This window comes from Neobacillus citreus (genome assembly GCF_018343545.2).
GTDB lineage: Bacteria > Bacillota > Bacilli > Bacillales > Cytobacillaceae > Neobacillus > Neobacillus citreus.
In genome coordinates this window covers 26664-41498 of the sequence record NZ_JAGYPE020000015.1, presented here as the reverse complement: position 1 = coordinate 41498, position 14835 = coordinate 26664, and the positions used below count along the sequence as shown (strand labels likewise).

Below are 14835 nucleotides of genomic sequence, written 5' to 3'. Positions count from 1 at the left end.
CTATTATAGCCTCCAATATATAAATCCTAATTCTTCAGCCTCTTTACGATCAAATAAACCCCTTATATCAATAAGCACACCTTCATTTTCGCCGGAAAAATTCGTAATTTCCTCGGATGCAGCTGCAATTTCTTGCATAATTTCCAAATAGCTGTTATTAACTTTTGTAAACATATTTTTGATTATTTCAAGTTTTATATTCTTGAACTCATCATGTGCAACCGCAAAAATCACTGCATCAATCCCCTTAATTTCCTCAATGGTATAAGGATTGATTCGATATTCATTCCACAAATTATCCCGGTCTGCTACTGGATCGACAACCATTACATCCAATCCGTATTCCTCTAACTCTTTAATAATATCGATGACTTTTGTATTACGAACATCTGGACAATTTTCCTTAAACGTAACCCCCAAAATAGCTACTTTTCCACCATTGATTGGTTTATTTGCTCTAATCATTTTCTTAACTGTATTTTCTGCAACATACTTACCCATATCATCATTAATTTTTCTTCCTGAGAGAATAATCTGAGAGTGATAACCCAATTGTTCCGCCTTATATGTTAAATAATAAGGATCGACTCCAATGCAATGGCCTCCGACTAACCCCGGTGAAAAACTAAGAAAATTCCATTTTGTACCCGCCGCTTCTAATACAGCTTTTGTGTCTATCCCCATTTTGTTAAATATGATTGAAAGCTCATTCATGAAAGCAATATTTATATCACGTTGGGAGTTCTCTATCACTTTCGCAGCCTCGGCAACTTTAATACTTTCTGCTCTATGTACGCCTGCCTCAACAACTAATTCATAAACTTTTGCTATAATATCAAGGGTTTCTTCATCTATTCCGGCCACAATTTTAATAATATTTTCTAATCGGTGAATTTTATCTCCAGGATTAATTCGTTCCGGAGAATATCCAACTTTAAAGTCCACCCCACATTTATATCCTGATTCTTCTTCTAATATAGGAACACACACATCCTCCGTAACCCCAGGGTAAACGGTTGATTCAAACACGACAATAGAACCTCTTGTCAGGTTTTTCCCTAATAGCCGACTCGCTGATTCTATAGGGGAAAGGTCCGGAGTACGATCCTCTTTTACTGGTGTCGGTACCGCAACAATATGAAATTTTGATTCTCTCAATCTTGTATCATCTGAAGTAAAATCTACTGTTGTATTGCTTATTACTTCATCCCCAACTTCCTTCGTAGGATCCTTACCGGATTTATATAACTCTATTTTTTCCTTGTTCAAGTCGAACCCAATAACATTCACCTTCTTCGCAAAAGCTACCGCAATCGGCATACCAACATACCCTAGTCCAAGTAAAGAGATTTTTTCTTGTTTATTAATAATCTTTTCATAAAGATTCATAATAGCATCCCTCATTTTATACTCATATGTTTTAACATCTCTTCGTTTACTTTGTTAACATCAAACTTTCCACGACATAATTCATAGCTTGCTCGACCCATGTCATGAATTTTATCCTGATGTTGTATAAACCATTCCATTTTGTTAGCCAATAAATCACTGTTTTTAACCGGTACTAAAAAACCATTTTTTTCCTCAATAACCGTTTCTCTGCATCCAGGGGCATCTGAAGTAATAATCGGTCTTCCCATTGCCATTGCTTCAAGTACCGTCCGAGGTGTGCCCTCTCTGTAGGAAGGAAGTACATATACTGAACATTGTTTATAAAAACTTGCTACATCATTCGTCTCATCAAAATAATCAATAATTCCATTTTCTATATATGGGTCTAATTCTTGTCTTTTTAGTGAATCTTGTATATTTTCAACAGCTCCAAGAAGCATAAATCGAACATCCGGGTATTTTTCTTTCACTTTTTTTGCTGCTTCCAGGTATTCTCTAATTCCTTTACTATGTAGTACCCTTGAAAGCATAAAAAAAGTAAATGTTTCAGGGAAATCTACAGGTGGATATTTATCCATGTTAACCCCTGAACCATTTACTAGTTCACATTTATCTTTTTTTATTAAATTATTTTTGATAAACTCTTCCATATCATCATTATTTTGAAAAATTACTTTCTTTGAACATCGAAAACCAATTCGATAGAGAAGCGAGGCAAAGTATTTTATTATATTTGCTTTTAAAGTTTTCGCTGTGAAAACATAACCAGCACCAGTTACCATTGAATAAATATTCTTAACACCCGAAAATTTTGCAGCTAAACTCCCATAAATAACTGGTTTAATCGTATATCCAAGTGTGATATCAGGTTTTTCACTTCTGAAAAGTTTAATAAGCCGAATAAGATATTTTAGATCCTCATAAATATTAAGTCCTGTTTTATTTAAAGGAATTAATTCAAATCTAACTCCGAGCCCTTTTACTTTATCAATATTATCCAAGTTTGGCCCCGTAACGATTATTTCATAACCTTTAGACCTTATTTCCTTGATCAAATCGCCTCTAAAATTATAAATGGTTCGATTTTTTGGCGATATTAATATAAATTTCACTTTATATGTTTTCCTTTCTTTATGGTATCAATGAATTTAATTCAAAAAATACTTTTTCAAGTATTATACGTTTCTTGTTTTTCATTGCATTATCATTTTTTATATTCAAATCAAATAATTTTGGATTTAACCCCTCAATTATTTCTTTCTGCGGATTATCGTTAATTCTGTCCTCTAATGTAAAATTCATAAACAAATCTAACAGTTGTCTATTATTATAGATAATGGTTGTATTGTGAGAGAAATCGAAATCCTGTTTAACCAAGGATGCCCATTGACTCATACGATGCTCCCAATAAAACATATCTGATTCATCGTATCGATTTTTAAAGGATTTTCCAAAATCAGTCATTTGAATGAATTCTAGAAATGCATTGTCCATATACCTTAATGTTTCTCTATTAAACATATTTCTTTTATATAAATTGCTCATATGTCTTGGTGATATAGGCCTTGGTAATATTTTTTTACCCAGTTTCTTATAATAAAATGCTCTTCCTATTTCAGAAACATGCGATTTTACTTCCATTTCAATTTCACTTTCCTGATATAAATGAATTATTTTTCGTAATTCTGTTTCTTTATGTTTTTTTATATATGCTGAATTATGATCTATGATCTGCGATAGTAAATTAAAGTTTCCAATCTCTTCGTTTGTTTGGGGAACCTTATAAACTTTATGTTCCAACGTTAATTCTTTACATATTTTATTTGCAGCAAGCGCATCTTTTTCTTCGGCTTGTGTTGAATAAAAGCTAAAATATCTAAAACTTTGATAAAAGTCTTTTGCAGCTGCTAATGTCATTTTGCTATCTATACCACCTGTCAGTGATATTGAGGCCTTAAATTTCTTTGAAATCAATCTCATACTATTTTTTAATATGTTACTAATGGTATCTATCACTTCAGAATGATCCATTAAAGATTGGGTAAATGTCTTATTCCAAATAAGTAAAATTTTGAATTAACTATCCTTTCTATATCTGGGTCCATATTATATTTACATATATCTGCAATTAGCTGTGAATGCGAAGAGTAAAATATTTGTTTATTATGATAAGAATAAAAAAGTGGCATAATACCAACACTGTCCTGGACAGCGATAAAACTATTATTTTCAATAATAAAAATTACAAATACACCTGTTACTTTACTTAATTCATTAAAAAAATTCGTTTTTCTAGTTTCGTATACTTCGGCCAAGTTGCTCAATATTAGATTTTCGTCATCAATATCATCCCAAGGGTTATAGGCATGCCCAATTAAAATAAATGCTCTACCGGATTTTTTTAAAATAAACTTTTTCTGATCTTCATGTAAATACAAAAAATAATCGTTAATTTTAGTCTCGGACCAATGATTATAGAACGGAAAGCAATTTCCATTCTTTAATTTTTTTGTGGATATTAAATAGCCTCTTCTAAAGATTAACTTTTGAAATTGTTGATCATTATCTAACATATTCTGTATTTCATATGTTTCCAAATGGGCTCCCCCTACCTCGAGTATTACAATTCTTTCAATTGTCTATTCTGAATAAAATTCTTCAAATTGTTTACAATTATTGAAAAAAGTCTAGCATTGGTTTTATCAGAAACATATGAGTTATGAGGTGTGATTATAATTCTTTCCATGCCCCATAATGGATTTGTCCGAGGAAGGGGTTCTTCCTCAAATACATCAAGGACTACCCCTAAAAATTTTCCATTATTCACAAAATGGAATAATGCACGTTCATCAATGATACTTCCACGGGAGATATTGACCAACACACTATTATTTTTCATTTGATTCAACATATGTTCGTTAATTAAATGGAATGTTTGCTTAGTCAATGGAACTGTCAAAATAATTATATCGCTTTTCCATAAAACTTCTTCCAACTGATCGATTAGATAATATTCATCAATTAAATCCGATTGAATGGGCCGCCGTCCAACACCAATAAGCTTTACACCAAAAGGTTTTAGTCGATACGCTACTGCTTTTCCAATATCACCATAACCGATAATTGATACATATTTATCCGTTAATTCTAACAGGTCTCTTTGTTTTTCCCATCTACACTCTTCTTGAAGCTTATAAAAATAACGGCTTTTTTTGAATATTTCCAGGACTTTTAAAATCACAAATTCGGCTATAGAATTACTATAAACCTCTTTGGCATTGCAAATAATTATATTATTTTCTTTTATATAATCTATTGGAACCCGTTCTATTCCTGCACTAGTAAGCTGAATAAACTTAAGGCTCTTAAATTTTGATATTTCATTATAAAGAAATAGTCCATTACAGACAACAGCGTCAATATCTGAAACATCAAACCCCAAAGGTATTCTTTCATCTTGTATATACACAATCTTCAGACCTAAGGATTCAAGTAATTTTATTTGAGTTTGACTATAGCTATAAGCTCCAGTTAATAATAAATTCATTTTATATTCCCCGTTAAGTTATTAATTTCTTGCATACAAACTTAACACTTTATTCACTACTATTTCCCGATTTTCATTAAAAAAATGGTCTTCTTTTTTACTTAAATAATCTTCATAATCTCTAATATTCTTTATTCCGTTTTTCATTGTTTCATTTATTTTATCAATATCTAAAATAAGTTTTGAATCACAAAAACTCCTAGACAAAATGGTCATTGTCGAGCCTAGACGATAGTGTTCAGCTATGATATTCTCCGCAGGCAGCGTACCTCGACCAAGTTGTGCTATTCCGCCAAATCCAAATTTGATTCCCTTCGTTTTGAATTTATTACAAAGCATTTCTACTGTGCCGTTTGCTAAAGGTTCAAACATAAACTTCATTTTATAACCAAGATACAAATCATTTAAGCCAATATGAATATAGTCAATTGCACCTGCCTCTAAAATAGAGTCAATATGTACAACTGCTTCCGGGGTTTCACAGAGAAGACAAACTTGTGCACGACCACGCACATAATCAATAAAAATCTTTACTTCCTCTTTTGATTTAAAAAAAGGGAGCATGACAATGTCTGCTCCACCTTCTATTACTCTATCAATTTCATCTTTCGATCCATTAAAAATTGGATTTACTCTTACTAATAATTGTGATTTTGATAATACTTTCTTGATTCTAACGACATCATCAACGCTATGTCTTGAAATAACAGTATTTAAATGTCCCTGCCTTTCTGTTTTACCATTAATCTCCAAATCAATAAAAATCCAATCAACGCCATGACATTCTGCTATTTTTGCAATTTTTTCATTATTCGTGATATACATTAATTTTAGTGACATTAATCCAACTCACCTTCTTCATTTGTAGTGGCAAGTTCCGTATTTTCCGTATAAAAACTCCGGTCTTTAATTTGTTCAGTTTCTCCAATATTAAGGTTGTCTTTCATCATGACAACCTTAATAATTGTTTTTAAGAATATTTTTAAATCAAAAAAAAAGGATACATTTTGAACGTATTCAACGTCAAATTGAATCCTTTTTCCCCAAGTCAAATCTTTCCTGCCATTAATTTGTGCCCAACCCGTTATACCTGGTCGAACTTTAAATCTGATAATTTGTTCATCAGAATATTGTTCCAAGGGCCATGGATGATAGGGCAAAGTTGGTCTTGGTCCAATTAAAGACATATCACCTTTTAAAATATTGAAAAACTGGGGAAATTCATCAAAACTAGTTTTCCTAATAAATTTGCCAACTCTCGTTACCCTTGGGTCTCCCTTTGTTTCATAAACTCCGCCTTTTTCTGCTCCCACAACCATAGAGCGAAATTTATACATATGAAACAATTTTCCGTTTAATCCTAGTCTTTCTTGTTTAAATAAAATTGGTCCCTTGGAATCAAGTTTTATTGCAATTGAAATAACAACCATCAGTGGAAAAGATACTAGTAAACCAATAAACGATAAAATTATATCTACTATTCTCTTAACTTTTAAATAATGCTTCATGTCTCACAACCTCTCGGATTTGAGTAAACGATGGCACAGTATTAATTTACCGCTACTCGTTCAACATTGGCCCTTAGCTTTGATACATTAGAGATTGCTAGCAATCTTTCTTTAACTTCCAATGAACTTAGTTCATTAAATTCGCTTATTAATTTTTTCAACTCTTCTTGCCCATGTAACATAGCTTTTCCAATGTGAATTTTTGGAAATATCTGTTGGGAACTAACTTCATTTTCATTTAGTAATTCTTCATACATTTTTTCTCCAGGACGAATTCCTGTATATTCAATTCCTATCTCCTCGATTGAATATCCAGATAACTTAATGAGGTTTTCAGCTAGATCTTTTATTTTAACCGGTTCGCCCATATCAAGGACAAAGATTTCACCACCGCGCGCCAATGCACCTGCTTGAATAACAAGACGTGATGCTTCGGGAATTGTCATAAAGTAACGTGTCATATCTGGATGGGTGACAGTTATTGGACCACCTTCTTCAATTTGTTTCTTAAATAATGGTATTACACTGCCACGACTTCCTAATACATTTCCAAATCGGACAGCCACATATTTCGTAATATATTTCTGATTAAGTTCTTGAATTATAAGTTCTGCACAACGTTTAGTCGCACCCATTACATTGGTTGGATTTACAGCTTTATCGGAGGAAACTAGTACAAATGTATCCACACCATAAAACCCTGCAGCTTCAGAAACATTTTTTGTCCCTAATATATTATTCTTTATTGATTCTTTTGGATTATATTCCATTAAAGGAACGTGTTTGTGAGCAGCTGCATGGTAGACAACATCAGGATGGTGTTCTCTCATCACCTCAAAAATCCTGCTTCGATCTTGTATATCTGCTATAATTGGAATTATTTCAAATTCTGATAGATGTTTACGTCGTAATTCCATATCAATTTGATAAATACTATTTTCACCATGCCCAAGGAGTAATATTTTTTGGGGATGAAATTCACATACCTGTCTACTAATTTCAGACCCAATAGAACCTCCAGCACCAGTCACAAGTACAGTTTTCCCTGATAATTTTTCAGAGATTAAATTCATTTCTAATTGCACCTGTTCTCTTCCTAAAAGGTCTTGTACTTGAACATCGCGAAAACTACTTACCGAAACTTTTCCGGTCATTATATCTTCAATCTTAGGCATAATTTGTACTCTTGCTTTTGTTTTAGTACATTCTTTAAAAATTATATTAAGTTCAGTTTTTTTTAATGATGGTATGGCTATGATAATAACCTCAATACGATTACTTTCTACGATTGATTGGATTTGACTTATTTTACCTAACATGGGCAAACCAAAAAAGTCTAGATTTATTTTCTTCGGATCATCATCAACATAACCAATCGGCTTCATTACAGTATCATTATTGTTTAAAATATACCTAGCGATCATCGTTCCTGCCGAGCCAGCCCCGACAATTAGCGTTCGTTTCACTTGTACCTTTTGTTTTATATAATGGTCTTTAAAGATTCTCCAACTAAAACGGGAGCCTCCGATAAGTAAAATATGGAACATCCAAGTAATACCCAATACTCTCAAATTCGTTTCTTCAAAAAATAATAATTGGGTAAATACTGTTAGGAGGATTGAAAATGAAACAGCTTTAGTAATAGCTATTAATTCTCCTACACTGGCGTATGCCCATGCTCTATGATATAAGCGATAAATAAATGCACATACATGATGGAATATTAATAATATGAGAATTGAAAAAAACAAAGTTGGAGTTAAGAAAACATTAATATCTGTTTTTATAATAATCATACTGACGAAAATAGATGTTATAACAATTAATGAATCTAATATTGCTAACAAAACAAGTCTTTTTCCATATGTCACCTCAAACGTCCCCTCTTCTACTCATCTTTAACACTTCGTAAAATATCACCCATTTGTCATATTTCATTACAATTAACTTATAAAAAATGAGACCTTGTTGCTTATTGGTTAAAAATATCTAATGATAAAACACAATTCATCGATGTTCTATCATTAAACATTTTTAAATACCAATTAATATTTCAATTATAATTAAATTAAAATGGGCATCAAACCCGTCCTCACACTACACTACTGACAATCATGTCTAAGGACAGTTAAACCGTCCCACAGCATAGCCGAGTGCCTTCATTTATAACGGTCAGAAGACATCACCGAAAACAAAGTTCAATAATCTTATAAGTAACTATAACGTTCTTTTTAAAGAATTAGTTGGTAAAAAATTTTTTACCTTACAAGGTAATTGTAATAATTCCCCTTTTTATTAAACTTTTTTTTATTTAATACAGTGCCTAAAAATCTACCCTTTGTAGATGAAAGTATTTCTATTGCTTGGCTGGCACTTTTTATATCCGTAGAACCACTTTCTATAACTAGGATCGATGCATCTGTATTATTTGCCATTAACTGCGCATCAGTTACAGCTAGTATAGGAGGTGTGTCAAATATGACCATATCAAACAACTTATAAACATCTGCTAAAAATTGGTCAATTGCTTCTGAACTTAGTAGCTCCGATGGATTTGGCGGTTGTCCTCCGCTTGTCAATACGAATAATCCATCTATATCCGTCTCCTGGATAGTCACCTTTAAATCTGTTTGTTTATTTATTACATCAGATAGTCCTACAGAATTTGAAAGTTTGAATATATGATGCTGGCTCGGTCTTCTAAGATCAGCGTCGACAATTAATATTTTTTTGCCTTGTTGGGAAAAAACAACAGCTAAATTACTTGAAATTGTTGATTTACCTTCCCCATTTAAAGGCGAGGAGACGGTAATAGATCGAATAGTTGAATCCTTTCCTGAAAAAGTAATATTTGTTCGAAGAGTCTTATATTGTTCAGAAATAAATGACTTAGGGATATATTTAGTTATTAACTCAAGTTTATTTGATTTGACTTTTCTACCTTTTTTTGATTGGACCACTGTTTTCGCACCTCCCTAGCTTTTAAATTCCGATTATATTTTGATATAACTCCTAAAACAGGTACATTTAAATTTCTCTTAATGTCATCCTCATCTTTTATTGAATTGTTAAAAAATTCAAGCAAGAAGGTAATTACAATCCCTATAAACAATGCCAGTGCTATTGCAATAGCAATATTTCTTATGGGACTAGGACTAACTGGAGAGATATTATCAGATGTTGATGCAGGTATTAAAATTTCAACACCACTAAGGTTTAATATAGAAGGATTCTCATTAATAAATACCTCTGCAACTTTATTCGCTATTTTAGCAGCTTCCTGTGGATCAGAATCTGTTGCTGAAATAATTAGTAATAAATTAGAAGATGAAACTTGAACCTTTTGTCTTAATTGTGGGCTAGAATAATTACCTAGTTTCCCGGCAACAATATCTAGTATTTTAGAAGATCTAATAATTTCTTTATAGGTACTAATATATTGATTGTCCTTTTCTCCATTACTTCCTCCACTCTTTATTAGTATTTGGGTTGCAGCCTGGTACTGTGGAGTTAAAAAATTGTATGAATAATATGCACTTAAAACAGATGCTAAAATTACTAAAGAAATTATGAACAAAATTTTTTTACGGATAATTAGCAAAAAATCTTTTAAATCAAAATTATCCCCCATGGAGACCTCCTTAAGAATCCAACATTATAAAGAATTTATCGTTCTATATAAAGAACTTTAACATAGCATTTTTTTTTTGTAAAGTACAAAATTGTAACTAAATTAAAATGTAATATTGTTTTTTCACTTTACTATGGTGAACATGGTTCATTGGAAAACTCTTTTAAATATACATTACACTTCAACAGCTGTTCTCTCAGTAAAAGGGAATTTCCAATTTTTGAGCCACAGTTGTTGGTGCATACTTCCTCAGGGCAGATTCAATTTCCCTTTAATAAATTTCTTGGAATAGTTCACTATTGGCTAAAGGACCGTTTTTACTCTCTTTTGTTCTTACTTATTTTAATGTTCTGTATATGGAGTCATAGCTATGGTAGCAATGTAAATGCTCACGTACACAACTTGGTGTGAAGTACTGATCAAAGCCTTTGATTTCACCCCCCCCCCCCGCTTGTTATATGCAATTTTGAATGAGCGCCCATTTGATGGATTTGTGAGAAGCCGCAACTAAATCTTATCCTGCATCCATAGTTCCATAATGTATACAAATACAAATTGGAAATTTCCAACATCCCTTTAATAATGCGATAACAGCTTTACCATCATTTATGCTTCCTTAACTAATGGTTAACTGAAGAATATATTGGCTCTTTGTGCCTACAGCAAGATTCACCTTATAGATACCAGAAATCATTTTTTTCTTCACTGTTTTTCTTGACATCCCTTATAGAATACTATCCATGTTTGTTTGGTACTCTTACTATTTCAACATTTTGGGGAGTATTTCTTTTTTTGTTTTTCATTTAGCCAGCATGTGCTCAGATTTATAAAATTTATTCATCTATTTATTTTTTCAATTTTATAACTATACTAAAATAAAAGTGATGGACCCGACTGAAGTATTAAATATGAATCAAATCTTTTCCGTTTTAATCATCCTTATATAAGTTATTCGTCATTAAGAACATTATAATAGTTTTTTTAAAAAATACAAAATCTTTAATGGCTTAAATTTCTTTGATTTTTCTGGTGTTAGAACCATTTTTCTTGTTTTTTATTAAAAATGCTCCTTTTCTCACACGAATTTGTTCTTTAAATAGAACCGTTTATCAATTATAATAGGAATAACATCAAATTTTTTGCGTATATGAAAAAAGAGAATAATATATTATTCTTGTTTGCATTTCAGGACTTTTTCAAAATACTGTACATCAATCCAAAGGACTCTTTTTAATACAACTTATTAGAAGAGAGCATATAAATTTTATAAGGAGAAATTTATGATCGGAGAAAGAATAAAAAACATAAGGGAACAAAAGAAATATTCCATTACTGAACTCGCAGAGCTGGCGAATGTCTCCAAATCTTATTTGAGTTACATAGAACGGAATCTAAATAAAAATCCTTCTATACATTTTTTAATGAAGATTGCCAAGCCTTTGAATGTATCGATTGAATATTTGCTTACAGGGCTGGACCAAGCAGATGGTCCTAACAGCAGTAGTGATAAATTATTAGATAAAGAGTGGAGGAACATGATTGAGAAAGCAATTGAAGAAGGGATCAATAAAGAAGATTTTAGGGAATATATAAACTATATTAAATTCAAAATTTGGGAAAAAAATCAATAAGGAGTTTCAGTTTCTATTATAAATACGATAAAGCGATTTTATGAAATGCGAACATCGTCTAACTACTACTTTTAACTAAATATTTTAATTTTTATATATCACTTTATCAGATTTACAATTTTTACACATGTTGAAATTTTTGGAATTTCGGTTGTTCGATTTACAAAACATTTAGAGTAAAATATAAACAGGACTTCAAAACCATTACATCGATAAAGGCAAACCTCTCGAAAGATTGGGACTCAAAGCTACAGGTCTAAGGTTTTTCAACTATGATGGCTAAGTTGTCTAAAATGTACATATTTTAAGGGGGCTATATTATGGCTGCTGTTTCTAGTGAGAAAGAACTAGATACAGAATGGGTACAACTTATTGAGGAAGCTCTGGATTTTGGCATATCAATTGAGGAAATTAGAGACTTTCTTAATAAAAAGAGGCTGACCCAAAAGGTCGTTGAATGACGACTCTTTTGGGTCAGTTTTTTATTTTGTTCTTATTTTTGAAGGATTTTAGTCTGTTTTTTTAGGAATCCCTACATGGATTCCCACTCTTTTTTATCCTTCATTGTTATTAAGTATAGGTCCCACTTTTTCAGATTATGGGCGCAGAAAACCAGACCCCGGTCCACGCCAAAGGGCAGTGTTTGAAGAATCTGTTGATGTAGATACTTGTCCGTCCAATATTAATACTGCTACATTATTTTGAATTAATTCAACAGGTAAAAGTATAATTCCCGTATAGCTTTCAGATAGATTTTGAGTTTAATCTTAAGGTGAAAGCAAAAACGGTTTCCTGTGCCTTGTTGACTTCGGTTTACCGCAAAGGAAGTTCAATCGATTACACATGCCGAAACTATTACAAGTTATTTCCTTTACCATTATGAAGGGAATTATCCGGATGTGCTTAAGGATGCATATTTGTCAAACAATAAAAACTTTATCTAGTTGTTTGATTTGGACAAGGGGCGCACCGTCGTTGGTATATGAACATATAGTATAAAAAAGGGTCCTACTTGGGTTCTTTTTAATTTACCAGAAAGGAGATTTGTTTATGACAATCGTCCAAGGTGATAACGGAAGGGTTATTCCTTTTAATACTGGCATGAATCTTGACGGAGCAACCATAACTGTGACGGTTAAAAGAGGCGAAGAGCTGATTACTAAAACTGCCGAAATTTTAGATATTCCTTCGGGGAAATGCCAATTTATGTTATTAACCTCTGATTTAACGATTGAAGGAGTTTATAAATATCAATGGACAGCAACTTTTGAAGATGGACGTAAGTTTTCAGACAGACCATTTGATTTCTATGTATATGAAAAATTGGTTGGAGTACCTGCGGGTAATGGTGGAGGAAATCACACTTATACTGAATTGCATACTCATATTAATAAATCTACACTTGATAAACTAGTTGCACCAGTTTCAAGTGATATTGGTAAAGTGCTAACTTATAACTCCGCTTCTGGAAATTTAGAATGGACAACTCCTACATCTGCTGGTGCATCAACCCTAGATGGATTAACTGACGTTGATACTTCAACTGTTACACCAGTAGAGGGAAATGTATTAAAGTATACTGGTGGTATTTGGAAGCCAGGAGCTTCCGTAGCAGACACTAATACTAAAACAGCTGAAAGTTTTGGTGCTGTAGGGGATGGTGTGACAGATGATACAGTCGCAATACAGACAGCTATTGACAGCGGTTTTCCTATTGTATTTGGATCGAAGACTTATATAGTAGATACTTTGCATTTCACGAAAGAAACGGTTTACCACTTTAATAGGACAGTAATAAAAACCAATAAAACAGGTAGGGCTGTTATCCGAATCCAACAGCGTGTCTATTTTAATGGTTGGTTGGAAGTAGATGCCATGAAACAGAAATTATATGGCATTGAGCATTATGGAGGTGGGCGAAGCATTTTCGAACATATAGATGTTCATGATGCTCGCATTTACGGATTACTTTGTGAGACATATGATTTTAATGCTAACTTAACTCAGTACGGATTTGTTCGTAGTAGATTAAATGGATTAACTAAATCAATAACTGGTAAATTTGTTGATAGTACTCATATGACATTTAACCAATCACTTTTTGAAGATGGTGTAGGTGAGAGTTTCTTAAAATACGTATTTGTAATTGATGGTGAACCAAATCCAGTTGTTTCCTATACAGAAGATGCAACAGCATTGACTTATACTATTGGATTTTTATATCCTTTTACGAATACACCTACCATTGAGTTAAGACAAGGCGGAGGTATGTATATTGGTGGAGAAAGTAGCGGAGTAATATTAGTCGCTATGGCGGACATAGTAAGCAATAAAGGCGTTGGGGTTCGTATGACTAACGTATATGGTCCATCGTTCGAGAGCTTGACTGCACATTATAACTATATAGGAGTTCTAGCAGCAAGGAAATACAGAAACTCTCCACTGAAACAAGCCACACTGATTAAGCCTTATTTTGAAAACAACACATGGGCAGATGTAGCAGTAGAATCACAATCATCAAACATGACAATAATTGAGCCAATGGGTCAAAATTTTAAGAGCATGTTTCCTACTAGAGAAGCAAAGGTACCCGAAGGTGTTACTGTAATTGCAGGAGGTAAAATAAGTATTCCAAAAGAAAAATTTGTGGCTTATCCTCCTTCTACTAATGAAGTATACAACGACTTAATCATTAACACTATTCAGAATCATCCAGATGATAAAAATGCTTATACACTTAAATTAGATACCGGAACAAAATTTAAGTTATTTGCAGTTGAAACTGGAGGACAAAGACCGATTACATTTGTATCTAAACAGGCAGGAATAAAAGTAAACGAACAGGATTCATATACACTACAACCGAATGGAAATGATGTTAGGATTTTAGTAGCTGTCTATATGCCAACTTCGGTAGCAACTAAGCCAGCGGGATTCTATGTAACGGAGTTGGCAAATGACAATCAACTTACAAGGCTCATTCCTGTTAGTGTACAAGCAAGTACTGTCGCTTTAAATCTAAATTCTAGCCCTAGCCGAAAATTTTTTGTGGACAACACAACAACCACCACTAAGACGGTTACAGTCTCAAACGTACCTAATGAAGCAGAAATATATTTAGAATTA

General features: G+C 32.6%; 13 protein-coding genes and 1 riboswitch. Of the genes, 3 read left to right on the top strand and 10 right to left on the bottom strand.

Annotation, left to right across the window (positions count from 1 at the left end):
* Window positions 1-3: 3 nt before the first annotated feature.
* The 10 genes from KHB02_RS10760 to KHB02_RS10715 all read right to left on the bottom strand — a co-directional run bounded on the left by KHB02_RS10760 (window position 4) and on the right by KHB02_RS10715 (window position 10078).
* A complete protein-coding gene (locus KHB02_RS10760) occupies window positions 4-1389 on the bottom strand; it encodes a nucleotide sugar dehydrogenase (RefSeq protein WP_213144411.1) in 1386 nt (461 codons plus the stop codon).
* A gap of 11 nt (window positions 1390-1400) precedes the next feature.
* The gene (locus tag KHB02_RS10755) at window positions 1401-2504 is read right to left on the bottom strand and encodes a glycosyltransferase family 4 protein (protein WP_213144410.1); all 1104 of its coding nucleotides are present in this window, start codon (window positions 2502-2504) and stop codon (window positions 1401-1403) included.
* A gap of 19 nt (window positions 2505-2523) precedes the next feature.
* A complete protein-coding gene (locus tag KHB02_RS10750) occupies window positions 2524-3408 on the bottom strand; it encodes a 7-cyano-7-deazaguanine synthase (RefSeq protein WP_213144409.1) in 885 nt (294 codons plus the stop codon).
* Between the two features lie 14 nt (window positions 3409-3422).
* On the bottom strand, window positions 3423-3989 hold the full coding sequence (locus KHB02_RS10745) for a hypothetical protein (RefSeq protein WP_213144408.1): 567 nt from the start codon (window positions 3987-3989) through the stop codon (window positions 3423-3425).
* Window positions 3990-4012: 23 nt separating this feature from the next.
* On the bottom strand, window positions 4013-4939 hold the full coding sequence (locus KHB02_RS10740) for an NAD(P)-dependent oxidoreductase (RefSeq protein ID WP_213144407.1): 927 nt from the start codon (window positions 4937-4939) through the stop codon (window positions 4013-4015).
* A gap of 21 nt (window positions 4940-4960) precedes the next feature.
* Window positions 4961-5779, bottom strand: coding sequence for an aldolase/citrate lyase family protein (locus KHB02_RS10735; RefSeq protein WP_213144406.1), 819 nt, complete (start codon window positions 5777-5779; stop codon window positions 4961-4963).
* On the bottom strand, window positions 5779-6447 hold the full coding sequence (locus KHB02_RS10730) for a sugar transferase (protein WP_213144405.1): 669 nt from the start codon (window positions 6445-6447) through the stop codon (window positions 5779-5781). Before KHB02_RS10730 ends, KHB02_RS10735 begins: the two co-directional genes overlap by 1 nt.
* A 41-nt stretch (window positions 6448-6488) precedes the next feature.
* Window positions 6489-8318 (bottom strand): polysaccharide biosynthesis protein, encoded by a 1830-nt coding sequence (locus KHB02_RS10725; protein WP_213144404.1) that lies wholly within the window; start codon window positions 8316-8318, stop codon window positions 6489-6491.
* Between the two features lie 387 nt (window positions 8319-8705).
* On the bottom strand, window positions 8706-9407 hold the full coding sequence (locus KHB02_RS10720; protein WP_213144403.1) for a CpsD/CapB family tyrosine-protein kinase: 702 nt from the start codon (window positions 9405-9407) through the stop codon (window positions 8706-8708).
* Entirely contained in the window at window positions 9356-10078 is a 723-nt protein-coding gene (locus KHB02_RS10715; RefSeq protein ID WP_213144402.1) for a YveK family protein, read from the bottom strand. The genes KHB02_RS10720 and KHB02_RS10715 overlap by 52 nt, the downstream gene beginning before the upstream one ends.
* 1280 nt (window positions 10079-11358) lie before the next feature.
* On the opposite strand from KHB02_RS10715, the gene KHB02_RS10710 reads away from it, so the two are divergent.
* The 3 genes from KHB02_RS10710 to KHB02_RS10700 all read left to right on the top strand — a co-directional run.
* Window positions 11359-11709, top strand: coding sequence for a helix-turn-helix domain-containing protein (locus KHB02_RS10710; protein WP_213144401.1), 351 nt, complete (start codon window positions 11359-11361; stop codon window positions 11707-11709).
* A 207-nt stretch (window positions 11710-11916) separates the two neighbouring features.
* A riboswitch (cyclic di-GMP riboswitch) is annotated at window positions 11917-12001 on the top strand.
* Between the two features lie 28 nt (window positions 12002-12029).
* Window positions 12030-12170, top strand: a complete 141-nt coding sequence (locus KHB02_RS10705) for an anti-repressor SinI family protein (RefSeq protein ID WP_213144400.1) — start codon at window positions 12030-12032, stop codon at window positions 12168-12170.
* Window positions 12171-12759: 589 nt separating this feature from the next.
* Window positions 12760-14835, top strand: a 2076-nt coding sequence (locus tag KHB02_RS10700; protein WP_241113809.1) for a pectate lyase family protein, incomplete at its 3' end; no start/stop codon positions are given.